This window comes from Rhodospirillaceae bacterium, assembly GCA_018660465.1.
Lineage (GTDB): Bacteria > Pseudomonadota > Alphaproteobacteria > Rhodospirillales > JABJKH01 > JABJKH01.
Genome location: JABJKH010000098.1, coordinates 1 through 26,127, shown reverse-complemented (window position 1 = coordinate 26,127; position 26,127 = coordinate 1). Strand labels below are relative to the sequence as shown.

19 protein-coding genes are annotated in these 26,127 nt (G+C 50.6%); 7 read left to right on the top strand and 12 right to left on the bottom strand.

Features of this window, described 5'->3' with window-relative positions:
- Positions 1–85: 85 nt before the first annotated feature.
- From HOM51_17310 to HOM51_17295, 4 genes are all read right to left on the bottom strand, one after another.
- The gene (locus HOM51_17310; GenBank protein MBT5036276.1) at positions 86–499 is read right to left on the bottom strand and encodes an HD domain-containing protein; all 414 of its coding nucleotides are present in this window, start codon (positions 497–499) and stop codon (positions 86–88) included.
- Positions 500–787: 288 nt separating this feature from the next.
- On the bottom strand, positions 788–1,114 hold the full coding sequence (locus HOM51_17305) for a hypothetical protein (protein ID MBT5036275.1): 327 nt from the start codon (positions 1,112–1,114) through the stop codon (positions 788–790).
- A 484-nt stretch (positions 1,115–1,598) separates the two neighbouring features.
- Positions 1,599–1,961, bottom strand: coding sequence for a carboxymuconolactone decarboxylase family protein (locus HOM51_17300; GenBank protein ID MBT5036274.1), 363 nt, complete (start codon positions 1,959–1,961; stop codon positions 1,599–1,601).
- 374 nt (positions 1,962–2,335) lie between these two features.
- The gene (locus tag HOM51_17295; GenBank protein ID MBT5036273.1) at positions 2,336–3,724 is read right to left on the bottom strand and encodes an OFA family MFS transporter; all 1,389 of its coding nucleotides are present in this window, start codon (positions 3,722–3,724) and stop codon (positions 2,336–2,338) included.
- A gap of 703 nt (positions 3,725–4,427) precedes the next feature.
- Here HOM51_17295 and HOM51_17290 point away from each other — a divergent pair.
- The 6 genes from HOM51_17290 (at position 4,428) to HOM51_17265 (ending at position 14,095) form a co-directional block, all read left to right on the top strand.
- On the top strand, positions 4,428–5,789 hold the full coding sequence (locus tag HOM51_17290; protein MBT5036272.1) for an efflux RND transporter periplasmic adaptor subunit: 1,362 nt from the start codon (positions 4,428–4,430) through the stop codon (positions 5,787–5,789).
- Positions 5,786–8,872, top strand: a complete 3,087-nt coding sequence (locus HOM51_17285) for an efflux RND transporter permease subunit (GenBank protein MBT5036271.1) — start codon at positions 5,786–5,788, stop codon at positions 8,870–8,872. The genes HOM51_17290 and HOM51_17285 overlap by 4 nt, the downstream gene beginning before the upstream one ends.
- A 125-nt stretch (positions 8,873–8,997) precedes the next feature.
- The gene (locus HOM51_17280; protein MBT5036270.1) at positions 8,998–9,672 is read left to right on the top strand and encodes a cysteine hydrolase; all 675 of its coding nucleotides are present in this window, start codon (positions 8,998–9,000) and stop codon (positions 9,670–9,672) included.
- 55 nt (positions 9,673–9,727) lie between these two features.
- Positions 9,728–11,263 carry a regulator gene (locus HOM51_17275; GenBank protein MBT5036269.1) on the top strand — a complete coding sequence of 512 codons (1,536 nt, stop codon included), beginning with the start codon at positions 9,728–9,730 and terminating at the stop codon, positions 11,261–11,263.
- A gap of 370 nt (positions 11,264–11,633) precedes the next feature.
- The gene (locus HOM51_17270; GenBank protein MBT5036268.1) at positions 11,634–12,818 is read left to right on the top strand and encodes an MFS transporter; all 1,185 of its coding nucleotides are present in this window, start codon (positions 11,634–11,636) and stop codon (positions 12,816–12,818) included.
- A 65-nt stretch (positions 12,819–12,883) separates the two neighbouring features.
- Positions 12,884–14,095, top strand: coding sequence for an alpha-hydroxy-acid oxidizing protein (locus tag HOM51_17265; GenBank protein ID MBT5036267.1), 1,212 nt, complete (start codon positions 12,884–12,886; stop codon positions 14,093–14,095).
- Positions 14,096–14,098: 3 nt separating this feature from the next.
- On the opposite strand, the gene HOM51_17260 is transcribed toward HOM51_17265, so the two are convergent.
- The 6 genes from HOM51_17260 to HOM51_17235 all read right to left on the bottom strand — a co-directional run bounded on the left by HOM51_17260 (position 14,099) and on the right by HOM51_17235 (position 23,991).
- On the bottom strand, positions 14,099–15,757 hold the full coding sequence (locus HOM51_17260) for a transporter substrate-binding domain-containing protein (protein ID MBT5036266.1): 1,659 nt from the start codon (positions 15,755–15,757) through the stop codon (positions 14,099–14,101).
- 259 nt (positions 15,758–16,016) lie between these two features.
- A complete protein-coding gene (locus HOM51_17255) occupies positions 16,017–17,369 on the bottom strand; it encodes an MmgE/PrpD family protein (protein MBT5036265.1) in 1,353 nt (450 codons plus the stop codon).
- Between the two features lie 89 nt (positions 17,370–17,458).
- Complete coding sequence (locus tag HOM51_17250) at positions 17,459–19,705, bottom strand: PAS domain S-box protein (protein MBT5036264.1); 2,247 nt, start codon at positions 19,703–19,705, stop codon at positions 17,459–17,461.
- Between the two features lie 214 nt (positions 19,706–19,919).
- Complete coding sequence (locus HOM51_17245; protein MBT5036263.1) at positions 19,920–22,748, bottom strand: PAS domain S-box protein; 2,829 nt, start codon at positions 22,746–22,748, stop codon at positions 19,920–19,922.
- 303 nt (positions 22,749–23,051) lie between these two features.
- A complete protein-coding gene (locus HOM51_17240) occupies positions 23,052–23,507 on the bottom strand; it encodes a GNAT family N-acetyltransferase (protein MBT5036262.1) in 456 nt (151 codons plus the stop codon).
- Between the two features lie 10 nt (positions 23,508–23,517).
- Positions 23,518–23,991, bottom strand: a complete 474-nt coding sequence (locus HOM51_17235) for a CYTH domain-containing protein (GenBank protein ID MBT5036261.1) — start codon at positions 23,989–23,991, stop codon at positions 23,518–23,520.
- Positions 23,992–24,178: 187 nt separating this feature from the next.
- Here HOM51_17235 and HOM51_17230 point away from each other — a divergent pair, with 187 nt between their 5' ends.
- Positions 24,179–25,360 carry an acyl-CoA/acyl-ACP dehydrogenase gene (locus HOM51_17230; GenBank protein MBT5036260.1) on the top strand — a complete coding sequence of 394 codons (1,182 nt, stop codon included), beginning with the start codon at positions 24,179–24,181 and terminating at the stop codon, positions 25,358–25,360.
- A gap of 20 nt (positions 25,361–25,380) precedes the next feature.
- On the opposite strand, the gene HOM51_17225 is transcribed toward HOM51_17230, so the two are convergent.
- Together HOM51_17225 and HOM51_17220 are read right to left on the bottom strand one after the other, a co-directional pair.
- The gene (locus tag HOM51_17225) at positions 25,381–25,893 is read right to left on the bottom strand and encodes a histidine phosphatase family protein (GenBank protein MBT5036259.1); all 513 of its coding nucleotides are present in this window, start codon (positions 25,891–25,893) and stop codon (positions 25,381–25,383) included.
- 64 nt (positions 25,894–25,957) lie between these two features.
- A partial coding sequence (locus HOM51_17220; protein MBT5036258.1) for a hypothetical protein occupies positions 25,958–26,127 on the bottom strand: 170 nt, incomplete at its 5' end.

Here is a 26,127-nt window from a genome sequence, read left to right as displayed (position 1 = left end):
TGAAAACAATGGAACACCGGCGCTTGCAATACCGCAAATACGCCGCTTAATATCTTGAACCAGATGAGCCAGATCCTCCTTTAGATCAGGCCGGTGATTGTTCCAATTTATATGACGACGGACAGTAGACACGGCGGTCCGTGATCGCACTGAATATATCAATGATTGATGCCATTCGAGCGAGTTCATTTAGTTTACCGCCTTCGATTCCATGCGGATAGCCCGTACCATCAAGCTTCTCATGATGTTGCCCGGCGACAATAGTAACCCCCTTGGGTAAGTCGGAGGTTTGATTCAAAAATTCCACCGAACAGTTTACGTGCGACTTCATAATTACAAATTCTTCATCGGAGAGCTTGCCAGGTTTGTTTAAAACTTCGTGGGGGATGTGCATTTTTCCGACATCATGGAGCAAGCCACCCGTCGACAATGTCATCAAGTCATCCCCCTTAATACCAAGTGTGTTTCCGAATAGACTTAAGAATGTCGCGACCCGCATTGAATGGACATAGGTGTAGTTATCGTGCTCGGAAACACCCGAAAGGATGTCTTTAAAGTTATTGTTCTGAACGGCTTCTATAAGTGGAGAGCAGCTGTCTCGAACGTCATCATAAGGGATTGGTTCGCCTTCCTGAATTAAATCAGCAATCGAGTTGAACGAGCTTAATGTATTTTTGAGAGCGGCTTTTTGGGTCGGTTCAATATCTTCCCATTTAGCTTCCGTCCTGGAATTTACGCTACTCGAGAGCGCCGTAACAAAGGTGCTTCGTTTGAAAGGTCTTTCGACCTAGAACACGTTATCATATGACGTCGCTTCGGCCACAATCTCAGAATGTTCGGAATTAGCTGTGAAAACAATTGGTAGAATTTTCGACTTCTCGATATTACGTACTTCGGCGATAAAACTTGCCCCCCCCTTTGGCGGCAAAGCTTCGTCAACAACCAAGGCGGTTGGCGTTGTTGACGATAAGGCATCCAAAATCTGCGACCGATCATCAAATAATTTGAACATATAGAAGGACTTTAAATTCTGGGCGATTTCCCCTCTTTGAGTCGGAGACCCCCCGACAACAAATATGAGAGACTTGGCTTCATGATTATTCGACTGCGGCACTGTTGATCCAGTTTATTTTTGAAACAATTTTATCTTTAAAATTGTACATAAAATCTATTTTTAGGCAATTGTAAGAACACGCTTATCTCGTTTCTTTTCAGATGATGCGTAATCAGTAGTTGTTAGCGACAACTAAAATTATGTCAGCTATGTTAGGGCAAAGCGAACATATTTATCATCAATTTCGAATTTCCATATTTGATTCCCGCTTTTAAGAAGCAGAGCGGACCAAGTCGGCGATTGCTTAAAACTTCCGAACCTAGCCCAACTTGGACATCAACGCTGCGCGAATCCACCTTCTCCCACCACCACGAACGGCACCCAAACAAGCGGGTGGGCGTAGGGGGGTGTTCTTACTATTCCTCAACGCCAGCAGAGAGATTTAACGCATGTGTTGCGCCGATCGGTTGAGGTCGCAAGGGGGGGCGGAAGTCATTCGAGGCCCGTAATTTGGTCTGCTGGTGATCCTGAGCAAATATTGTGCTCATTTAGTGCGTTTTTTACTTAATTCCGCGAACTGATCATATGCATCGAGTGCTTGCGCCGCATAAACCATTGATGGCCCGCCTCCCATGTAGACGGCCATACCCAATGTATCCAAAAATTCTTCTCGGCTGGCACCATTTTTTTCTGCTGCTTTTGAATGGAAAGCGATACATCCATCGCAACGTACTGCGACGCCAATTGCTATCGCGATCAATTCTTTCGTCTTGGGATCAAGCGCACCGTCGACTGTTGCTGCTGAGGCCATCATAGAAAACCCTTTCATTGTGTCAGGGATTCCCGTTCTCAATCGTGAGATAGATTCGCTCAGATCATTTGCTAATTCAGGATAGCGTTGTGGCATTTTATTTACCCCTAGCCGTCGTACATTTAGGTGGTCATGGATTGGTCTGGAAGCTTTGAATTAGTTTAATAAAAACGTGTTGGCAGAGTCTTTGATGCAGGTCATTTATTTATGATTATTCCAACCATTATTGTCTGCGTGTGATGCAAGGGGCGACTCAGACCCACCTGCATCAACACGTTTGTTTCTGCCTAAAAAGAGAAATCCCAGCCACCTTCCAAATTTAACTGCTTTTCTACGGATATCGGACGTTAGTAAGGGTTGGTATTTTCGCCTGCAAATGAACCGTTCCTGACATCTGGGACAATCTAATGTTTAGGTAAGATTACAGTTGTCATCGTCGAAAGTCCTATTTCACTTTTTACTTCTGTGAACTAAGCCACGTCACGATCCTTGCCCTCCTGATTTGCCATAACCCGTTTGAAGTGGTCCGGATGCTGAGCGTACTCTATTACATTTTCCAAATGGTCGAGATGCATCTGATGTAGGAAACCGTGGACGCTCGCCGGGCGTATTGCCTCGTCATGGTCTGGATGATGGATCAGTAAAGTACATGCAGCGCCGACAAGGCAGGCAATTCCGCAAATTGAAAACGCCAACGGAAAATTCCCCATATCGCCTAGCATGCCCCCTAGCAACGGTCCGGCAATGCCGCCAACGCCGTAGGACAAGAAGATAAACGGGTAGTTTTGACCAACCCTATCGTTGCCGAAAATGTCAGCGGTGAGTGTTGGAAACAGGGCAAAGTTGCCGCCAAAATTAAACCCTATCAGCATGGCACCCAGATACAGAAGGTATTCATTGCCCGCCATACCGGTAAAGCCAAACAGGAAAATAGCTTGGGTTGAGGTCATGACCACCACAGAGCGCCGCCGCCCAATTTTGTCGCTAAGGGTTCCCCACGCGATACGTCCCACACCATTGGCCAGACTGAAGAATACGGCCATGGCGGTTCCAGCGATCGCACTCGCCTCGACAGGACCATAGCCGGCTGCCTGCAGGGCTTCCATGGGGTAGAGTTTCATCAAGCCAATTGACATTAGCCCGGCCCCGGCACTCACCGCAAATGTGAGAAACAGCAAAAAGAATTGGGGCGTGCGCAGCATTTCCTGCACGGTAAAATTTTGCTGCCCCTTAATCGCCGCAGGGGTTGTGGCGACGAATCCTTCGGGCTTCCAGTCTTTGGGTGGCATGGTCATCCAAAGGCTGCCAACAAGAATCAAAACGGAGAAGATGCCGCCATAGATGAGAAAAGTGGTCGACAATCCGTAGAGTTCAATAAGATGCCCCCAGGACCCGGCCATCTTGACCCAACCCATGGCACCGAAACCAAATCCGGCAACTGCCAGGCCGGTGATCATGCCTTTTTTGTCAGGAAACCACCGCATACCGACAGCAATTGGCACGACGTAACCCATACCAATACCAGCACCGCCGACCAGGCCGACACCCAGGCATACAGCCCAAAACTCGGTCCCACCAAAGAAACCCGTCAAGGCATAGCCAGCGCCAAGCATCAGGCCCCCTATTACCACAAGTTTACGAGGACCCAATTTTGAAATAGCTCTACCGGAAAAAACCATGGTCAATGCAAATGTGACCAGGCCAACCGCAAAAACTATCTGTGTGTCGACCTTGCTCCAGCCAGCAGCCCTTAGGGCCGGGGTAAATACCGACCAAGCATAGATAGCCCCCAGGCTGAGTTGAATGAGCAGCGACCCAAGCACTACGAGCCACCGGTTTGAAGTGCGATCAACCTGCATTATCTTCTCCTCTAATAATCGAGCAACGTTAGAGCCTTAGAACGACGTCGTTCGGAAATGGAGACATTCCGCGAACCATCGATGACAGACGCTTAAAAGAGCTTGGAGTAAGGGCCCGTCGACAAATATGAGGGGGGTATCACAATCGATTTCTACGCTTGGTTATTTTCTCCATCACCGCCCGAAATTAAAACCCGGATCAAACAACTTAGGGCCTAATTTTAAGGAACCTAAATAGAATTCGCCATGACTTGCATCAATACCGTGCGCTTAAAATTAGCTATTGTTTCCGATTTCTCCTGAGAATTTCTTCTGGAGTTTACATCCTTGGCTCCGCACCCATGCGTCTGCGCCTAGGTTAGAGCCGTGTGGTTTTCATATGACCTGAGTTATCAGTGATAATTTTGGTTAATTCGCGTACTGAATAATCCGATCCTCCAGGTTAGTAATAAAGACCTGACCACATTGATTGGCTGCTCATGGTCCGCGCCCACTCAAAGGAATTTCAATTTCCGCTGTTGGCTGAGACAGCAATGGTCTCATTGGTTAAGGTGGAGGTTTGGCGTCGGATTACTTTTTCTAATGTGCTGCGATCCATGCCATCGACATCACTCCTGGTGATTGAAGTGTCCCTAACATAGAATACAATTCGGTTTGGGGCGTCGCCGTCTTTGCGTTAATTGCCGGTCATAGGGGAAGGGCTTTGATTAAAAAACTGCTTTTTATTCCACCAGTATTAATCGGCATCGCTGTATTATTTTACGTCGCGAGCGGCAACCGAGCGCCAGATCGAAAACCACCAGAAGAGCGCGCCCGCGCTGTTAGGGTCATTAGCGCCAACTCTGTTAGACTAGTGCCGCACGTTACTGGATTTGGCAGCGTCTATCCGGGCACCGTATGGAGCGCTATTGCGCAAGTTTCTGGTGAGGTCATCTATGTGCACCCGGGCCTCAAGAAAGGCTCCATTCTTTCCGCAGACACTGAAATTGTCCGAATTTCTCCTGCCGACTTCGAATTGGCACTAACCCAGGCAAAGGCAAATATTCGCTCAGCCCAAGCAAAGCTGGCCGAAATTAAAATAACTGAAATTAATACAGCCGATTTGGCGGAAATTGAAAAGCGGGGATTGGCGTTGCGTGAAATTGAACGCAAGCGCAAAGAGGATTTATTTAAACGCGGAACCGTCGCACGGTCCGCGTTTGAGTTAGAACAACGCGAAAGCCTCGCCCAACGTAAGAAAGTTCAAGACCTTGAGAATGCGCTTCGTCTGCTGCCGACACAGCGGGCGGTACAGCACGAACAGATTGCCGTCTATAAGGCGCAACTGGAATCAGCGAAGCTTGATCTCGCACGCACGCGCATAAAACTGCCGTTCGATGCAAGGATCGGTGAGGTCACCGTTGAGGCGCAACAATATGCCCAGTCTGGTAGCACTTTGGTCACGGCAGACAGCCTGGATGTTGCTGAAGTAGAAGCCCAAATTCCAATTTCTCAATTCCGTGCAATGGTTCATGCGAGCACCGCGGGCATGACTCCAACAGGCATTACGGCAACATCTTTGTCGAAGATCATTCAAAACATAGGTTTTGATGCGACCGTTCGCTTGCGTGCTGGAAATGACATTGTCGAGTGGCCGGCTCGATTTGCCCGCATAAGCGACACGATTGATCCAAAAACCCGCACGATTGGCGTCATTGTTGCCGTTGACGGTGCATATGCCAAAGCGGCACCCGGCCTGCGTCCGCCGCTTTCCAAAGGTATGTTTGTGGAAATCGACATTCGAACGGGCGCAAAGGAAAACCGAATTGTTGTGCCCCGTGCAGCCATTCACGACGGAAAACTCTATGTTCTCAAGAGCGATAATCGACTTGATATTCGACCGGTTAAGGTTGGATTGGTTCAAGGTGATCTGGCGGTTATTGACGAAGGGGTTGCAATTGGTGAAAGAATCGTCGTTTCAGATTTGATTCCTGCCGTCGCCGACATGCTGTTGCTTCCGCATCCTGACGGTCCATTGCAAAGTAGACTCGAGCTTGAGGCAGCAAACGGAACGCAACACCGATGATCCGATACTTTTTAGATCATCGGACTGCTGCCAACTTGGTCATGATTGCATTCATCGTTGCGGGACTGTTTGCGGTCCAATTTCTGCAACGCGAAACCTTTCCTCGGGTTCAACCAAATAAAGTTGAAATTCAGGTGCTCAACCCCGGCGCTAGAGCGGAAGATGTTGAGGAATCCATATGTCAACGCATCGAGGACGCCGTCGATGGTATCGACAACGTTGACGAGATGACGTGTGAGGCACGCGAAGGTCTCGCGCGTGCTGTTGTCGAAATGGTGGAGGGCGCAAACCTAGACCGATTTACAGCAGATATACGGACAGAAATTGATGCGATAACGGAATTCCCGGATCAAGCCGAAGACGCGGTTGTCAAACAACTGGGCCGAACTGATTTTGTGGCCTCGGTCGCTGTCACAGGCGTTGCGAGCAAGCCTGATCTCAAGGCTTATGTGGAAGAAGTGAAAGATCGGATGTTGCGCTTTGGGGGCATTCCCAAGATCGAGATCAAGGGGTTTTCCGACCATCAGGTCCGCATCCAACTTCCCGACGCAACCATCAGACAATATGGAATTAGTATTTCCGACGTTGCGCTCGCGATTCAACGCCAGAGCCTTGATCTGCCATCGGGCAGCATCCAAGCAGCGGACCAAGAAGTCCTGATCCGATTTGCTGATGAGCGTAAGACCCCGGACGACTTTCGCGATGTGGTCGTTGTCGCGGGCACCGGTGGCGGGCAAATTCGACTCGGTGACATTGCAACAATCACCGACCGGTTTGATCTCGATGAAGCAAAAATTGAGTTCAATGGCAAACCAGCGGCCATTTTGGATATTACCAAGACCGAGACACAAGATACGCTTGACGTTATTGATGCGATCAATGCCTTCATCGAAATTGAACGCCAAACCTCCCCACCGGGAATTGGAATTTCGGTTACCAGTGATATTTCCTCGATCGTCCGCGATCGGCTGCAATTACTCTTGCGCAATGGAGGCCAAGGCCTCGCTTTAGTATTATTGGTGCTCTGGTTATTTTTTGGATTTCGATATGCCTTCTGGGTAGCCGCGGGCTTGCCGGTCTCATTTTTAGGCGCTGCAGTTTTGATGGTTGCTGCGGGTTACACGATCAACATGTTGACGATGGTCGGACTGTTGATCGTCATTGGGCTGTTGATGGATGATGCCATCGTCATTGCAGAAAATATTGCCACGAAGCGCCACCAGGGAAGGCCGCCCCTTGAAGCCGCATTTGAGGGCGCACAACAGGTCTTACCCAGTGTCTTTGCATCCTTTGCGACGACGACCTGTATCTTCGGCTCTTTGGCATTTTTGAAAGGCGATATCGGGCAGATTCTCCGTGTTGTGCCGGTCGTCATGCTATTTGTCCTTATTATTTCATTGATTGAGGCCTTCTTGGTACTGCCACATCATTTGGCCCATGCGCTTGCCAAAATCCCCTACGATCCGCCGCCCATCCAACAGGCCGTTGATCGTGGTGTAGATTGGTTGCGCGACCACGTGGTTGGTCCGCTCGCCATCACTGCGGTTAAATGGCGCTATTTGACGGCCGGGATCGCGGTTTGCCTCATGCTTTTAGTCTTCAGCACAATAGCTGGCGGGTTGCTAAAGTTTTCCGCCTTTCCAGAACTTGATGGCAACGTCATGGAAGCTCGAGTTTTGTTGCCACAGGGAACGCCCTTGAAACGCACAGAACAGGTTGTCGAGCACCTTAAATCGGCTCTTGGGCGGGTTAATAAAAAATTGTCCCCGGAACAGCCCGGCGGTCAGTCATTGGTCGAGCAAGTGGTTGCGAAATTCAATGAAAATTCAAGTGCGAATGAAACGGGCCCTCATGTTGCGACGATATCTGTAGACTTACTTGAGTCGGAAAGGCGGACCAGCCGCATTGATGATGTCATCGCCATGTGGCGTCATGAGACAGGTGAAATAGCCGATGTCATTTCGGTGAAATTTACGGAATCTCAGGTTGGGCCAGCGGGCCTTGCCTTTGACATCCGCCTCACAGGTCGCGATCTGGACTCCCTCAAGGCGGCAGCCATAGAGCTTACCGATTGGCTCAATGGATACCCTGGCACGTCTAATCTAACGGATGATCTTCGACCGGGAAAACCTGAATTAAGGGTAAGCCTCAAAGATGGCGCTTCGACTTTGGGCGTTGATGCCCGACAGATTGCCGATCAACTTCGTGCCGCCTTCTTTGGCACAACGGTAAGTGAAATTCAGCGCGGCTCAGAATCTTATGAAATTGACGTTAGAATTGATTCGCGAAACAAAGACAGCCTATCCGATATTGACAGATTTACGATTTCTCAAACAGATGGCAGCTTGATCCCATTGATCGCAATCGCTGATATTAAAACCGGTCGCGGCTATTCACGCATTAACCGGGTAAACGGTCAACGTACAGTTACCGTACAGGGTGACGTTGATGTGACCATCGCCAATGCCAACGAAATTCTAAAAGATACGCGCAAAAGGTTCTTTCCAAAATTGGCAAAGCGTTACCCCGGTGTTTCGGTAACCCTACAGGGTCAGAATAAGGAAGGTCGAACCACGCAACGTTCGATGATGAGCGGATTTATTCTGGGTTTGATCGGTGTCTATTTGTTGTTGAGTTTTCAATTTCGAAGCTATGTAGAACCGCTGATCGTGATGATCATCATTCCCTTTGCCCTTATTGGTGCCGTCGTCGGCCATATATTACTGGGGCTAGATTTTACCATGCCCAGCATGCTTGGTCTGGTTGCACTGGCGGGCGTCGTGGTAAACGATTCCATCCTGCTTGTTAATTTTATAAAGCACTATCACGGCGACACCCAATCGGTTGCGGAAGCAGCGCCACTTGCCAGCAGAGCCCGATTTAGGGCCATCCTATTGACCTCACTCACAACAATTGTTGGGCTCTTACCCCTGTTATCAGAAACCAGCTTACAAGCACAGATTTTGATTCCCCTGGTCACAAGTTTAGCCTTCGGTCTGATGGCAACGACGATATTGGTTCTGTTCCTGGTGCCAGCGATTTACTCAATTCTAGATGATTTTGGACTTACAAAAATTGACTGACGAAACGTCCGGTTTCGGCTATCAGCAGCTGTTGGCAAATCCCCTGATAGCGAATTAATTCTGTTGGCCCACTCGCCGACCATGGTATGGTCGTCAGGACATTTACCGGGGGCTTTATTTCTAAAATGAATTCGACGCAGGTGATCGCGGCAGCCCCGTACCCATTGACATTTGAGACGGCGCACACGGCGGCGCTATTCATCGACATGCAACGGGATTTTCTAGAACCGGGCGGATTTGGGGAATTGCTGGGCAATGACGTGTCGCTGCTGAGGCGAACCATCGAGCCCTGCAAGGCGGTCCTGGACGCTGCCCGGCGCGCGGGACTTTTGATCGTTCACACCCGCGAAGGCCACCGTGCGGACTTAACCGACGCACCGCCTTCTAAGCTAGCGCGGGGGAATCTTGAAACCGGCATCGGCGATGACGGCCCAATGGGACGCATTCTTATTCGCGGCGAACCGGGCCACGACATTGTTCCCGAACTTGCCCCCGTCGACGGAGAACCGGTTATCGACAAGCCGGGCAAGGGTGCGTTTTATGAAACCGATTTGGAGTCGGTCCTCAAGAACAAAGGAATTCGAACGCTTATCGTCTGTGGCGTCACGACGGAAGTCTGTGTCCACACGACGGTCCGCGAAGCAAACGACCGTGGCTACGAATGCGTCGTGTTGGAGGACTGCGTGGGATCGTATTTTCCGGAGTTCCAGCGCATCGGCATTGAAATGATCAAGGCGCAGGGGGGAATATTCGGATGGGTTACAGGTTCGGAGAATGTGATCGCGGCGCTTGGCGTCTAACAATTCGAGAAAATCGAAGTTTATGTAGGGCTATTAATCTAAGGGGAAAGTCATTATGAGCAGCAAAACACCTTTGTGGGTGGCGGGAGACCTGAATGCGTTCTTTGGGCTCGGCACCAACGTTCTCGTGAACCTACTGGTTCTGACGGGACTTTTGAAATTTGTGATCAAAATACCCGATGCCGTTCTATTCGGTCATATCTTACCAGCCGTCGGCCTGATGCTGTTTTTGGGGAACATGTATTACGCCTGGATGGCTAAAAGGCTTGCCAATGAAACCGGACGGGACGACGTCACGGCGCTGCCGTCGGGCCCTAGCGTGCCGCACATGTTCATCGTCGTTTTTGTCATTATGCTGCCCATCACGATCCAAACCAAAGACCCGATCAAGGGCTGGGAAGCCGGATTGGCCTGGGTCTTTGTCGAGGGCATCGTGCTGTTTGCAGGGGCCTTTATCGCACCGACCATCCGCAAACTGACACCGCGCGCGGCTTTGCTTGGAACGTTGGCCGGTATTTCAATTACTTTCATCTCGCTCCGACCGGCGATGGAGATTTTCGAGACCCCGATCATCGGAATGGTATCGATGGTTATCATTCTGGGAGCCTGGTACGGCGGTGTGCGGTTCCCCGGCAACGCGCCCGGCGGCCTTGTCGCAATTGCCGTCGGCACGCTTCTCGCCTGGCTCAGTTATGCTTTCGGTTGGGGCTTCGGCGGCATGAACCCGGCGGCGGTGCAGAACTCGTTCGGCAACATTGGGTTCTCCATTCCTTTGCCCGCGGTGGGGCATGTGTTCTCAGGGTTTGAGTTCCTGGCTTTCATCATCGTGACCGCCATCCCGTTCGGCGTTTATGACTTCATTGAGGCTATGGATAACGTCGAAAGCGCGTCTGCGGCGGGCGATGAATACAGCGTCAAGGAAACCCTGATGGCCGAGGGCGGCATCAGTCTCGTCGGGACACTGTTCGGCAGCCCGTTTGCAAATGCCGTTTATATCGGCCATCCCGGATGGAAATCCATTGGCGGGCGGATCGGCTATTCGCTGGCCACCGGCACGATGGTCTTGGTCCTAACATGGTTGAGCATCGTCTCATTGCTTCTTGATGTCATTCCGGTTGTCGCGATCATACCGATCCTTCTTTATATCGGTGCGTTGATCGGGGCCCAGGCGTTTCAGGCGACACCGGCCAAGCATGCACCCGCGATCATCTTCGCCTTCGTGCCCCATCTAGCGGCGTGGGGAAAGGTTCTGATCGACGGCGCGCTTGGCGCGGCGGGAACCAACGCGGGTGCGGTCGGGTTCGGCAAACTGGCGCAGAACGGCGTGCTCTATAAAGGGCTGGAGTCCCTTGGCGGTGGGGCGATTATTACCGGCCTGATCTTCGCTGGGATCGTCGTCATGCTGATCGACCGGAAGCCGAACAATGCGGGTATTTTCTGTGTTATCGGCGCAGTACTAGCTTTCTTCGGCTTTATCCATGGACCGGCGGTCGGCATGGCCGTATCGCCGATGATTGCGCTGAGTTACGTCTTCATGGCGGTGATTTGCTTCGGATTTACGAAGATGGAAATTGCCCCCGAAGAATCTTAATGCAGTGCCCAGGACCCGAATACCTCGACAGGCCTCAAGGTATTCGGGTTGGGATCCAAGTAGGCTTTTGGGTGTCATAATTTGATGTGGAAAAATGCCTCCTCCTGGCTATTCGCGGCGGTTGTAACGTTCACCGGAAAACGTCGGCTCTTTGCGGGTAAAGCGGCCTAAATTTAGGTGTGATATTTCATTCTGGAAATGACCCGATAAGGTCGAGTTGGGCCGCAAATTTTGCTAGGCATTAGATCTCGGGCACCAACAGCCGCCTTGCCCAACGTTAATATTCCCGATTACGCTCGACAGGTCATTGGGCCGTTGATATCAACTGGAACGACGAAAACACCATGAATATTGCTAGGGCGAATGAGGAATGAAGTGGCTTTTGTTGGCCCTCGGGTCGATGTTTGTACAACAAACTTTTATCACGCTAAGCAAAGTTTTACTGGCTGTGCTGGCACCAGTAATCCTTATCGATTTGAATGTCGATCCGATTTGGCTTGGTGTTTATGTGAGCCTGATGGCTATGTCAGCACTGGTCGTTCAGGTTGGGTGCGGTAGCTTCATTGTTCGCTACGGCGCACTTCGAATAAGTCAAATCTCGCTGGTAATGGGGGGGCTTGGCCTCCTGCTTGTGCCACCTGGGCTAATACCGATTCTTGTTTTGTCGGCTATGACCATTGGCGGCGGAGGAGCATCCACTCCTGCAAGTTCACATCTTCTCGGCCGATACTCGCCACTAAAATGGGCACCGCTTATTTTTTCAATCAAACAGACAGCGGTTCCTGTAGGGTTGCTCATCGCCGGGCTGCTCGGACCATTCCTTTCTGAGAATTTTGGCTGGCGTAACGCCTTTCTGATTATCGCGGCAGCCTGTATTGTTTTCGCCGTCATGTTACAGCCAGTACGCTGGAAATTTGACAGCGATAGAGACACAACTCGAAAATTTCACCTTTCCGATTTCAAGAGAACGATAACTCTGGTCCTGAGCCAGCCCGAACTCCGTAGCCTGGCCCTGGCATGTTTCGCCTTCGTTGGATTGCAGGCAACTTTTATAGCATATTTCGTAATCTATCTGACGCATATTGGATACAGTCTGGCCGAGGCAGGACAAATTTTTGCCTTTGCAACATCGGTGGCGATACCAGGCCGCATCTTCTGGGGGTGGCTTAGCAGTAGCTATGTTTCGCCACGCACGATGTTGGCTGTGCTGGCGTTGGCAATGGCGACAACCATTGGATTGACCAGTCTATTCGACGAGAATTGGCCTGTCTGGATAATCACGCTTGTCTCTGCCGCTGTCAGCGCCACCGTGTTCTCCTGGCACGGGGTACTGTTGGCAGAAATAGTGCGGTTATCCCCCGATTCGATGCGGGGTGCGGTGACCGGCGGTGTCCTTTCTTTTGGCCAGTTTGGTGGACTGGTCCTCCCTCTCTTATACTCTGCGATGCTTGGATCAACGGGCAGTTATCGCATTGGGTTTATCGTTTGTTCAGTGCCAGCGCTTGTCGTCGGGCTGGTGTTAATCTTTTCAGCCCGGTCGACCAAATTGGATTAGAGTAATTTTTGGTACGAAACGCGTGGTAGACGGCGACACATTTGTAATAGGTGGTGAGGATAAGCATGACGAATTTAGCGCACAAAGCACTTAATATAAGTGACCTCCGCGAGATGGCGCGTCGTCGCCTGACTAAGGCGCTGTTCGATTTTTGTGACAAGGGCAGTGAAGACCAAGTCGGTATGCGTGATAACCGCGTTGCGCTTGATCGTATCAAGCTGATGCCGAGAATCTTGCGCGACGTTTCGCCTCGGGACCCGGGTATCACCTTGTTCGGCAAACGTCATGACCTACCCCTATTGATTGGGCCAACCGGGCCTGCGGGGTTTGTTTGGTACCAGGGGGAAACAGAACTGGCCCGGGCAGCTGCGGCTGCGAATATTCCGTTCACGTTGGCCAGCAACTCCAACAGGGACATGGAAGAAGTCATCGCTGACGGCGGAGGCACGCAGTGGTATCAGCTTTATGTCTGGCAAGATGCCGAAGCCGCATTGGTAACTGTCGAACGGGCCCGCGATGCGGGGTTCGAGGCTTTGGTCCTAACGGTCGATTCGCCAGTCTACAACAACCGCGAGATCGATATCCGCAATGGTTTGAAGTTCCCGCCACGCGTTACGATGCGCACCGCAATCGATGCGGCCTTGCATCCGCGATGGCTGTTGGGTGTTTGGGGACGGTATGTCCTTTCTCATGGCGGTCTCCCAGCATTTTCAAACATTCATATTCCCGACGAACAGAAAGCCAATGCGACAAGCTATGTTTCTGCTGCAACGACGAGTTTTTTAAATCGGAATGACACCCTGGACTGGGATTATCTGAAACGACTTCGCGATCTATGGCCGCGAAAACTTCTGATCAAAGGCGTCCTGCATCCAGACGACGCGGTGATGGCTGCCGATTGCGGTGTCGATGGTATATTTGTCTCCAATCATGCAGGCAACGTCAATGACACCGCCATTACTGCGTGGGATGCCTTGCCGGCAATCGCAGAGGCCGTCGGAAATAGAATGACGATAATCGCCGATACAGGTGTGCGTCGCGGGAGCGACGTGTTGAAGGGCCTCGCTTTAGGAGCCGATGTTGTCGCTATTGGGCGTTCGACGCTCTACGGTGTCGCCGCTGCAGGTGAGGCCGGTGCGACCCGCGCCCTGGAAATCTTCGACTCTGAAATCCGTCGTACGATGGCCGTTATGGGGCTCACCGATATATCATCAATCGGTCGAGATCACATTCGTCTCCCAGGAGACCTGCCGGTTTCAGGGTCAGCAAAAATTTAGCGTTCAGCGTGAAGCAGCGGGGATATCCACCCAGAATTTGCTTCCAACGCCCACTTCGCTTTCAACACCAATTTTTCCATTCATCAATGTAACGAGGTTCTTCGTTATTGCGAGGCCAATACCGGTTCCTTCTTCTTTCCTCTTTATTGTATCGAGCCGGTTAAATGGCAAAAATATCTTTTCATGATCATCCAAGCGGAAACCTACTCCTGTATCGGCGACAGAAAACCGTACAAATTTTCTATCCTGGATATTCACTGAAATTTGCACGGTTCCCTTTGGTTTGTTGTACTTCACCGCGTTTGATAGCAAATTTAAAATGACTTCTTTGAGCCGAACGTAATCAGTTCGAACCGAATTGACTATCCCACTATCCATATCAAGATTAACAGTTACCGATTTCTCGTCCGCGGTTGGCGTGATCAGAATAACGCATTCGTTTAATAATTCTTCGATCGGCACGTCCTCAATTTTGAGGTCCACTTTTCCAGCCTCTATCCGGGATAAATCTAAAACTTGGTTGATTAGATCTAGCAACAAACCACCCGACATTATGATGTCGTCAATATATTCTTTTTGTTTATTTGAAACATCCTCTTTGGGGTTCATCAACAATAACTGCCCAAAGCCCAGAATCGCATTCAATGGCGTCCGCAATTCATGGCTCATTTGGGATAAGAAATTAGATTTTGCCTGATTGGCAACATCGGCATTCTCCCTTGCCTCAACCAGGGCCACTTCGGTGCGTCGACGCTCCTCTACCTCATCTCGTAATTGCAAGGTGCGCTCTTGGATTGATTTTTCTGTATTATCGTAGGCGGATTGTAATTCTGCAGTTCGTTTCTGTACGAGAGATTTTAGCCAAATATTTTGAACCCAAGCCACAAGAGCGGCAACAATAACAGAGCCAATCAACCAATATAGCCAGCGTGGAATTTCTTCGCGTGGAGACACCGAAAACCATCGCTGAGTCGACATGCTGTATACGGATTTAGGATCGTTTTTTTGTCGTTTAAGGTGAACGTCAATCCTATCAAGTAATCCTCCGCCTTTTCCCAATGGCGCCGCGAACATCAATTTTACCGGGTTTAAGATTACGTTTGTCGGTAGTGCCGTATATTTGTGTCCATGGGAGATATGAAATGTGCGGCTCACGACGCCAACATCAGCTTCTCCTGAACTGACCATTTCAAGAGTATGACCATAACCCTTAGCAGGAAGACTCTGATATTTCAGTCCAAATGAGTCGGCAGTTCTTTTCAATGCAACCGTGTGAACGCCTTTCGGAATTAGTGCAATTTTTTTACCTGCAACATCTACAATTCCATCTATTATTGTGCTTTTATTTTTATATAAAACACCCCAATTACTAATGACGACTTCAGAAGAAAAATCGAACTGCTTTGCCCTCTTTCCCGTATAGGCCATCCCACCCAACAGATCGATCCCCCCATTTTTCAGGAGCTTCATTAAATTTGGCCAAATTGTTTCGACGTATTTAAGCTGCCACCCTTCGTGTTTGGCTATATCCTCTATAATATCAATTACCAAACCAGACGGCGGCCCCCCATTCCCATGGATTCCAACCGGATTATTATTTGAAACGCCGACACGAACCACACGTTTTGTTTGGCTTTCCGCAGCTTTGCTTTCCGGAGACACGAGAATGCTCAAGGCAAATGTGGAAAGGACCACAAATCGTAAAATTATCGGGGAAATTATTCTGCACTTCATATTTTTAGGTTAGCACAGCAATAAATCTGAGGTATAGAATTTTTTGGTTTTGACCATCAGCCACTACTAGCAACAAGCCAAATTTATACCCGCTATCTGAGTGTCACCTCAACTGATCATTGCGACACATTGGTTGAAAACTACCTTTTGAAGTTTAGACCGTCATCTTCCCTGTGGCGTACGTTATTCAACGGTCCATTCGGCAAATTTCCATCAGGCGCTTTAGCTCGGTTGGGCTGAGTTCATGTAGGCGGCTGGCGAGGGCGACGAATTCGTCTTCGGTGGTATCGTCAAAGACGCGCTGCAGGCAATCGTGAATTTTGATGCGGTGGCGTTCCGGCGTTGCGGGCTGACCCTGAGAATGACCAAGACCTTTCTCGCAATGGACTTTGATGCAGGTGCCGTCTTTCAGGGTCACCGCCAGATCGACCCAGCGTCCTTCCGTGGTATCCGGGATCGACGGGTCCGGCACCAGCGTAATTTTTTTCATCAACGCCTGAATGTCGTCGCGATTGACCACGGCGTCTTGAAAATGATCGATGCCAAGCGGCCCATCAAGAAGGGCGGCCACGACCGTATAATGAATGCTAAACTTGGCATCGAGGCCGGTCTTGGATAGGGGGCGGTCGACATGCTCTGAATTCGCACAGATCATCGTGATGCTCTCGATATCAGATACATTCTCAATCTGTTCACGCGCCTCCAGGGCCGCATTGATTCCCCAATGGGTGACGTAATTGGCAGGGTAGAGTTTGATGTTGTAGCCGGGGTCGACGATGCGGAATGTCTCCCCATAGGCGAGCAATATGTCGGGGCTAATTTCGCTTTTTAGAAATGCCTTCGCCCAGCCGAGTTTATGATCGAGCACGTCGCTGTTGGCGGTGAAGCCTTCTTTGGCCAATAGGGCTGCATCAAGCCCGCTGGCACCTGAATAGCCGCAATGGGTGGATTTGGTCATCGTGCCCTTGTTGGCGGGCAGGGTCCCCGACCGGGTCGCCGCTGTGCCGATGGCATGACCTGTCTGTTCGGCATCAAGCCCCAGCATATGCGATGCGGCGACCGCACTTCCCATGGGACCGACGACGCCGGGGGTGTGGAAAATGTAAAGCCCCGGGTGACCTTCCGCATAGCGCAGCCGACCTTCCATTTCGATACCTTTTATAAGCGCCGTCGCAGCCGTCCGTCCATCTGCGCCAAGTTTTTCCGCCAGCGCCAAGACGCCGGGCAGCACCGGCGATGTCGCGTGATTGGGCGGCGTCGACATGGGTTCGTAATCAAGCACATGCATGGACGCGCCGTTGATATAGGCGGCATAGAAAGGCGAGGTCTTGAAACCGAACCCGATCACGGTGGCCTCCGCCACACTGCCCTGATCGCGCACATGGTTGGCGAGGATCTTGGGTGCTTTCTGGGTCGTGCCGGCGAGCGCGACCGACAATCCGTCGAGCGTCACCCGGTTCGCATGGGCGAACACGTCGTCAGGAATATCCCCATCCGTCGTACCAACAATCTTCTCACAAAGCTCCGCCGTCAGTCCCATGGCACTCTCCTATTACCGATGCGACATCATCTTACCGTCGGGATGCTGACACAAGGGAACAGGTGGGGAATTTGATGCTGTGTTCTAAGTTAGTGAATCGTATTCGCAAAATTAATGCTAAATGTAGCTCCGCCGCCTGGGGTTTCGCTGACATCTATGGTGCCGCCGTGGGCTTCGATTGTCCGTTGGACGATTGACAGGCCCAGACCACAGCCGCCACTGCGCCGATCAGAACGTTCGAAACGTCCGAAAATTTCTTTGCGCAATTCCTTCGGCACACCCTGACCCCGGTCGATCACTTGAATTGTTTTAGTGTCATCGACCTTGGTGGTGATCAGGGTTCCGCGGGACGAATACTTAATGGCGTTTTCCACCAGGTTGCGGACCGCTTGCTCAAGTGCATCCGCATTGCCGTGAATAAGGACCGGATTGTCGGCCCCTAATACCTCCAGGGATCGATTTTCCTTGATCGCAAGGGGGCCAAGCTGCATGGCTACTTTTTTAGATATTTCGCCAAGATCGACAACGTCTGCTTCGCTAATGATAAGTGTATCCAATCGCGCAAGGGCCAGCAGTTGTTCCACCAGCCGCGACATTGAATTCACATCTTGTTTCAGGGCTTCGACATTATCTGATCGCTCTAGGTCCCCAAGTTGAAGGAGAAGCGCAGAAATCGGGGTGCGTAATTCATGCGCAACGTCAGCTGCGAAGTCCCGATGTCGCGCCTCGCTCTCAAGTAAGTCTTGTTCGACCTTTTTACGGTGGCTGATGTCGTTCGCGGAACCTGCCATGCGAATGGGGTTCCCGTCTTCATCCCATACGGCCTGAGCCCTGGAACGCACCCATACATAGGTCCCATCCTTACGTTTCAGGCGGTATTCGTTATCGTAAGGAATGTGATCTTCCAAGTGCGCCCGAATGGCTTCCAGGACACTGTCTTTGTCGTCTGGATGAAATGATCTTTCAATTGTATGATGATCGGGTTCAAGTTCTCCTACTTCGTACCCCAAAATTTCGTGCCAACGGGGTGAGAAATACTGCGCGCCTGTCTGAATGTTCCATTCCCAAAGGCCGTTTTGCGATCCCGATACGGCGAAGGCGTAGCGTTCTTCGCTCTCCCGTATTTTGTCGAGGGCGTTCTTTTGTTCGGAGATGTCTTCCACGAGGGCAAAAAACCCCTGGACCGAGGAATCAGGATCAATCTTTGGAACGTAATTAATACGGAGGGATATTTCTTTGCCTTCGGCCCCTGGACGAAGGGTCTCGAATGTTACTGTTTCCCCGGCCAGTACGCGATTTACATACCGCTTTATTGATTTGTAAGCCTCTTCCCCGATCCCGTCTCGTAAGTGTTTTCCGATCAATTTGTCCGGCGACATCAATCTTCGCTGTTGTGAATGGTTGTTTGTAAATTGATATATTTCATCGGTGTTAAAATAGGATATTCCAATCGGAACGGAATTAAGAATTAAGCTAAGTTCTTCTTTGCTCTCGCGTAATTCTTGTTGTGAATTTTTCTGGTCGGTGATATCCGTGCGCGTAGAAAACAACGCCGGTTCACCGTCCCAATCAATCATAAAGCCACGCCGACTTGTCCAGAATTTGGTTCCATCCTTTTTTATCCCCACTTGTTCAAGGTCGAGCGGCACTTCTTCTCCGCGCATCCGTTTTTCGTAGTACCGGGGGTTGGTTTCGCGGAAATCAGGCGACTGTAGGTCCCGGGTTGACGAAAGTGCCATGATTTCTTCGGGTGACTCATACCCAAATATGTTGGCCAATGCCTGATTGGCGTATAGCGGCTGGTAATGTCTGTGAATCAGGATGCCCTGGTTGGCGTTATCAAGAATAGCTTGGAGCCGCTCATGGCTTGAGCGAATTTGATCGGCGGTTTGCTTGCGCTCGGTAATATCTAGTCGCAGGGAGCAAACCGCAGGCTCGCCATCCCAGTCTACAGAAAATAATCGCCGCTCTACCCAAAATTCAGACCCGTCTTTTCGCACGCCGCGGATGTCGCGATCTGCCTTCGCCTCTTTCCCCTTGAGAATGCGTTCGTGAGTGCCCTCGACAGATTCCGGGTGGATCATCACTTTCGTCGACTCTAGAGACATGATCTCTTTCGGCGACCCATAACCATACATTTCCGCCAACATTGGGTTGGCGTACAAGGGCTTCCAATCTCGATGAATAAGAATGCCCAAGTTCGCTTTGTCGAAGACGGATTTCAGAAAATTCTTAGAGGAGTTTTTACTGTCCGCTTCCAAAGCTTCCGCGTGCCGTTCGAGCCGATCAATCTCGGCCAACAGTTCTTTCTTTGTTTTTTGATCGTGTCTACCCATCTCTGTTACTTCACCATTCCCGCAAAATGGTACAGGGTTTAAGTTAGAGCGTGGCGTCATCTCAAAATCTGTTTCGACCCATGTCTAGGACGAATGTAAGCTCTACGCAGAATGTAAGCCGGAACAATGGAGTGGGCAAGATGGCTTCCGATATTGATGGTGTGGACGGTTTCGGGCACTGATGTTCGAGTTTGGCACCGAGGAGACTTTTACATCAAACCTTGAACCCGATTACCGATACGTCGTCGCGGCGAATTTCATCACCTTGAAATTCTATCAGCGCCTGAACCATTCGATCCTTCTGTTCTTTCATGGGGAGGTCCTTAATATTTATCAACAGTTCTCTAAACCGTTTTTTTCCGTACATCCGCCTTCTTTTACCGCCTACTTGATCAACCAACCCATCCGAAGTCATGTATGCGACCTTGTTTGCCAGGCTACTGACTTTGTGTTCTTCAAATTTTTGGGAATGAGGTATGCCACGATAGCCAATACCACTCTTGGTTCCCCGGATCGTGGCGATCTCTCCGTCTTCGACTAAATAAAGTTCAAATCGGGCACCGACGAAGGTCAGCTCATTCATTTCAGAATCCAGATAACATATACCCAGTTCCAGCCCATCGTCGGATTCACCAATTTCTCCATGTTGCCCCACCGTTATCTGTACGATCTGGTGAATCCGCTGCATAAGATCCGCTACATTCCCATTTGGCACTTCGGTTAGGGCTTTATCCAAAGCCCCGGTGGCAATCAGCGTCATAAAGGCACCCGGCACACCATGGCCGGTACAGTCGCCGAGGATAATAAGGAAGCCATCGCCCCACATGCGGCTCCAGTAGATATCGCCGCCAACCACGTCACGGGGTTCCCACCAAACGAAATGATCAGACAGAAGCGACGTAAACAGGGTATCACTAGGCAACACAGATCGTTGGATATTTGAAGCGTAGTCAATACTGCTGGAGATGATGTTAAAAGCATCCGCCAGTTTTTGTTCCGCTTGCTTGCGTTCGGTAATATCGCGGATAGAAGCGGCGACAACCTTGCCTTCATCGGTCTCAATGGGGCTGAGTGAAACCTCAACGGGGAAAGTTTTGCCCAAGCTGTTAACTGCACGAAGATCCATATTTTCTCCCATTGGGCGCGTATTTGTTGACCCTAAGAAATCTGCGCGGAGATCTGGATGGCGGTGTCTAATATCTTTTGGGACAAGCGCTTCTACCGGTATTTCCTTAAACTCAGACTTCGAATATCCAAACAAATTTTCAGCTTGTTGATTAGCAAAGATAATTTCTCCGTCCGTTCCAACAATCAGCGTGGCATCCGGCGCGGATTCGATAAGAGTAAAGAGACGGGTTTCACTTTTACGGGTTGATTCCTCTGCTTTCTTATTCCGCACAAGTATGATCGCCGCCAACCAGATGGTGAATACTGCATAGAGGCGATTGGTTACGACTTTCCATACAATTGCTCCGGCGCTGGGGGCTATGGCCCATCCGATAAAAACCAGAACGGTGGCAAGCAGGGTCAAAACCAAAATGCCCTTTTCCCCCGTAAAAAAGGCAGCAATGATCAAGAGCGCGATATACGGAATTCCTGCCGCGATTCCCAATGGTGTCATGTAATCAAGCAGGAAAACGCACCCGGCCAAAACCATGAGAAAGGCCGGTACATATCGATGAACGGAACCATACTTATCACTGGTTCCTGAGGACGTCGTTTCAATTTTATATTGGCCGGTGGTAGATTGACCCATATCCCCAAGGATTTTGGGAGCCAATAATATTCCCAACACGACAATAAAGATCGTCAATGTGGCGTTTATGGCACCGGTAGTGACGTAGGGGCGTCTAATTTCCTCAAAATCCATTTTTGTAACGATACCAATTCCCAAGCTTTTCACGGGCTGGTATGCGGCGATTACCTTCTTTCCGCGATAATCAAGATCTTCGATAATGCCGAATTTCCCGGACAGGGCTCGTCGCATGGGTTCGGCTTTTGTGCCCAGCGTCCTAACCGGTGGTGGGGGAATCCCTGTAAACCGGGAAGAAAGAAGAAACCTTATTTTTATTCCATCCTGCTTTCCCAGAACAATTTCTCCGGTATCGCCAAATCCGGGTTTGGTTTTGCTTGACTGCTGCACCTGAAAAATTGTCGATTTCGCGGCGGCAGAAATTGAGTTGCTTCCCCTTGTCATTGCATCGAACTTAGCAACAGACTCGATCAACGAAGCCATGCCCTTATTTAGGCTCAACAGTTCGTTCTTATGTCTTTCGATTCCGGGTGTATAAAGAAGCCCGACAACGCTTGTGGCCGACGATACGCCAACGAGCGTGATGCAGCCAATTAATGCGAGCACAACAACTGTCCGGTGACCCAACTTACGGTCCTTAATCGGTAGTGTATCTACTCGGGACGAACTCCACGTTGCGATGACGCTGAATATGATGCAGGACAAACTCGATATAATGAATGTCAATAAACTCCCGATCCACGCCGATCTTTCAAAAGGAGCACGAATTTCAGAAGTGTTGATTTTCGCAACAAATCCCGCATCGAGACCAGGAAGCGGTTCATACCATGCAAGTACCTCTTGGCCTTGATAGTCCGGTGCGTTCATTGCACCGGACCTGCCGAGTAAGGCACGGCGCATAGGTTCGGCTGCCTTGGCATTCAGGCCGACTGGGGGAATGTCGCGGGCTAAATTTCGAGAGGGAATAAGGAAATGAATTTGATCGCCCTTAATTCTCCCAATGACAAATTCGCCGGTATCTCCGAAACCGATTTTCTCAAAATGAGCGTTAGAGATTTGCAGGAGGGTTGCCCCCCGTGAACCGCCCTCAGGAAATTCGCTGTTAAACTTTGAGTCGAATTGAGTGATGGAACCAATCAGTTTTGCGTGGCTTTGTGATAATGCCTGGAGTTTATCAATCTCAGTGTCGATGGTCGTGTTGTAGAGAATGAGCGTCGTAATCGAGATGGCTCCTAAGCCCACAAGAAGTAGTGCCGCAAATAGTTTCCACGGAAGAAGCTTAGCCAACATTCCTTTATCAATCCCAGATGTTAACGAGCGTTATATTCATACCATGCCACTAGAAGGCGACGAAGCTGCCGACAAGATATGATCCAAGTTTTCGACTACCTTTAACTTGGGAGGTGCCTATTCCGAATGCAATGTAATTGTCACTTTAGTATTGATGAAGATCACCGGATGCCATCTAAACTTTTGGCAAAAGACCGGAAGTCCTGAAAGAGCCCCTAATTTCGGCAGACAGCCAATGTCATCAGGCTATCGACAGATTTAATCAGCATGCGTGATTAACGTCAGCTTAGAAACGAAGACCGTCTATCGCTCGCCTTGGCGAAACATAATAAACCCCAGTCGTTGATCGTCCTTAAACCCAAGGTTCCGATACATCTTGTGCGCGGGCTTGGCGTCATTGCCCGACAGCAGCATGACTTCGGTGCAGTCGTTGTCCCAGGCGAATTCCAGAGTGTACATCATCAGCGCACGGGCGAATCCTTGGCGGCGAAAATCGGGGTGGGTGACGACGTGCTCAATCACGCCGTAGCCGCTGCCGCCGCGAATGAAAGACGGCGTGATAGAGAGAATGCAGGCGGCGGCGATTCTGTTTTCGTTTTCCAGGACAAAATAATGGACTCCAGGATTGCGTTCGACCTCGCGCCAGATTTTCTGAATGCGTTTCTTGGAAAGTGGCGGTAGATTTTCCTTGGCGGTGTAGTCGGCGTAGAGCGCGATCAGCTCTTCCAATTCGGTTTCAAGAATATCTCGGATGATCATTGTTTTCTTTTTATCGGTCCCATTCGGTAAAAGGGTTGCCTACCAGGTTTGAATTGCCATAGCGCACATCGTCTGAGACATCTTTGCCCAACCATTCTGGCTTTTTGAAGGCTTCCTCGATTGAGCTCAATTCTATTTCAGCTGTGATCAAGCCAGCATTGGCACCTTCGAATACGTCCAATTCCCACACGTGGTCTTCGTGCGGAATCAGATGGCGGGTTTTTTCAATCAAGGGCGTGCGGGCGAGGGTCGCCAGCATTTCTTCTGCGTCTTCACGCGGGATCGGGTATTCGTATTCCGCCCGCTGAATGCCGTCGCGTGCGCCCTTGATCGTGACCACCGCCGCGTCGTCGATAAGGCGAATACGAATGGAGGCTCCCTCTCCACGGGAAAGGTAGCCTTGTGTGATGTGGAAGCTGGACTCGACCCGCGCTTGCCAAAGAGAATTCGCGACCAGATACTTGCGCTCGATTTCTACTCCCACAGTGTTGGTTCTCCTAAGCTTCGATAGACGGCTTCTTAAATGTCATACTTCTACCCAGTCTGCCATGATTTTGTGTGCCGCCAACGATCAACCAAGGAAGTCCATTACAAGCCTAACATATCGCCCTATGATTGGTCTGGGATAATGGACGATATTATAAAAATTGGTATTGCGAAGGAGAAAAAAGGTGGAGGAGTTTTTTATACAAACAGAAGACCAGCGGGCGATACTAGACTCAGTCCGGCGCTTCGTTGAAGAAGAGGTAACACCGCGCGCTGCTGCATTGGATGCCGAAACGGATCCAGAAGATTCCTTTTCGTGGGATATTGTCGAGGCCGGTGACAGGTTCGGGCTCCGCACCATGACCCTGGGGGAAGAATACGGTGGGCTAAATGCGGACATGCTGACCACCGCGATGGTGATTGAGGAATTGGGCCGCGGGGATCTCGGCACATCAGTGGTATTTGCACAGACCCTCAAGATCGCCAAGTTCATGGAGAACGCCCTGAACGATGACCAAAAGGCGCGGTCGCTGGCGCTGTTCAAGGATGACCCCCGTGCCATCCTGAGCATCTGTAGCACGGAGCCGGAAAATGGATCGAACAGCATTTTGCTGTATCCGGAACAATACAACACTCGCGCCGTAAAAACCGATGGTGGATGGGTCGCCAACGGCATGAAGCATTTCATTTCCAACAGCAACCGATCGCGTTTCTTCATGGTGTTCATGCAGACAGACCCGGAAAAGACGTTGGTCGATGGCGCGACCTGCTTCTTGCTTGAACGCGGTCATCCCGGCTTCACAGTCGGTTCGGTGCACAACAAAATGGGCGAGCGGTTGGCTAATAATTCTGAGTTGTTTTTCGATGATTGTTTCATCCCGGACGAAAATGTTGTCGGCGCGCCAGGTGAGGGCCAAGCGGTCAAATTGATCTTTGGTCCCTCCAGCAACATCTACGCCGGGGCCAGCATCTTGGGCGTTGCCGTCGCGTGCTATGAGAAGGCATTGGACTGGGCGCAGACGCGCAAACAAGGTGGAAAACTTTTAATCGAACACGACAGCATTCGCGCCCAATTGGCCGAGATGAAAATGCTGATCGACGGCACACGGTCTTACATTCATCGCGCCGCCTGGATGGGCGATCACCGGGACCAGGGGTGGGACCCGACCTATGGCTCGTTGCCCAAAGTGATGGCGTCACAAGCGGCCTGGAAGATCGCTACCTGGATGCTGGAAATTCACGGTGGCCACGGCTACATGAAAGAAGCCGGGGTTGAAAAACTCGTCCGCGACGCCGCCGCCTTCCTCCACTCCGACGGGGTTAATCGCATCCTGCTGATGCGCGCGGCGAATGTGATGTGGGGGTAAGGCCGAGAGCTAGAGACTTCTTAAATGTTATAGACCCACCCAGGCTGCCATGACTTTGTGTGCCGCCAGTCTTCTTCGATGGCCTGTGCCCAGGTCTTATTATTGGTGAGGACTTCGAAGGCGAGTTGCGGCGCTTGGTGCGCGACGATGGCGATGGATTGGTCGGCGTAATTGTTTTTCACGAAATCAATAAAGTCGGCGATGCGGGTTTCGACATCCTCATAACTTTCGCCCTTGGGGAAGGGGGAGGAAATGTAACGCGGCAGATTGTTCTTAAAATCCCCATAGTCGGCCTCCCGCAATCGGCGGTCCTGAACGATCTTAAACCTACCCCCAAAAGCCAGCTCCGCCGAGTCAATCGCCCGTTTCAAATCCGAACAAAACACCACATCAAAATGCACCTCGCCAACCTGCCGCCCCAACTCCTCCGCTTGTTCTTTCCCAACATCCGACAGCTCCCCCGGCGCCCACCCCGTCGCCAAATCAAGCTCGTTATCAGTCGTTGTGCCATGGACGAAATAGGTGAGGGGCATGGGGGGCTTTCTGTTGGGGGAGGAGAGAGCAGTGATTGTAACGATTGTTGAATGAATCGCCAAACTAATCCCTGGCTCTGGCAAATGCGGCTCTGGAAATGAGGGTTTGGTCGTCGGTTTTTAGGAAGGTGGTTTCGGGGTCGAAGCCTTGGGATTTTAGGTCGGTTTCGAAGCGCTGTTTAATTGCGTCGGCGGAGAGCGACGGGTATTCGAGTTCTGGCGCGTGTTTGGTGA

Coding starts and splice junctions, on each gene's coding strand:
- HOM51_17245 (MBT5036263.1), bottom strand. CDS start 22,748: ATGTTGGCTAAGCTTCTTCCGTGGAAACTATTTGCGGCACTACTTCTT.
- HOM51_17225 (MBT5036259.1), bottom strand. CDS start 25,893: ATGCCCCTCACCTATTTCGTCCATGGCACAACGACTGATAACGAGCTT.
- HOM51_17295 (MBT5036273.1), bottom strand. CDS start 3,724: ATGCAGGTTGATCGCACTTCAAACCGGTGGCTCGTAGTGCTTGGGTCG.
- HOM51_17255 (MBT5036265.1), bottom strand. CDS start 17,369: ATGGGACTGACGGCGGAGCTTTGTGAGAAGATTGTTGGTACGACGGAT.
- HOM51_17280 (MBT5036270.1), top strand. CDS start 8,998: ATGAATTCGACGCAGGTGATCGCGGCAGCCCCGTACCCATTGACATTT.
- HOM51_17285 (MBT5036271.1), top strand. CDS start 5,786: ATGATCCGATACTTTTTAGATCATCGGACTGCTGCCAACTTGGTCATG.
- HOM51_17275 (MBT5036269.1), top strand. CDS start 9,728: ATGAGCAGCAAAACACCTTTGTGGGTGGCGGGAGACCTGAATGCGTTC.
- HOM51_17310 (MBT5036276.1), bottom strand. CDS start 499: ATGCGGGTCGCGACATTCTTAAGTCTATTCGGAAACACACTTGGTATT.
- HOM51_17265 (MBT5036267.1), top strand. CDS start 12,884: ATGACGAATTTAGCGCACAAAGCACTTAATATAAGTGACCTCCGCGAG.
- HOM51_17270 (MBT5036268.1), top strand. CDS start 11,634: ATGAAGTGGCTTTTGTTGGCCCTCGGGTCGATGTTTGTACAACAAACT.
- HOM51_17250 (MBT5036264.1), bottom strand. CDS start 19,705: ATGGGTAGACACGATCAAAAAACAAAGAAAGAACTGTTGGCCGAGATT.
- HOM51_17300 (MBT5036274.1), bottom strand. CDS start 1,961: ATGCCACAACGCTATCCTGAATTAGCAAATGATCTGAGCGAATCTATC.
- HOM51_17240 (MBT5036262.1), bottom strand. CDS start 23,507: ATGATCATCCGAGATATTCTTGAAACCGAATTGGAAGAGCTGATCGCG.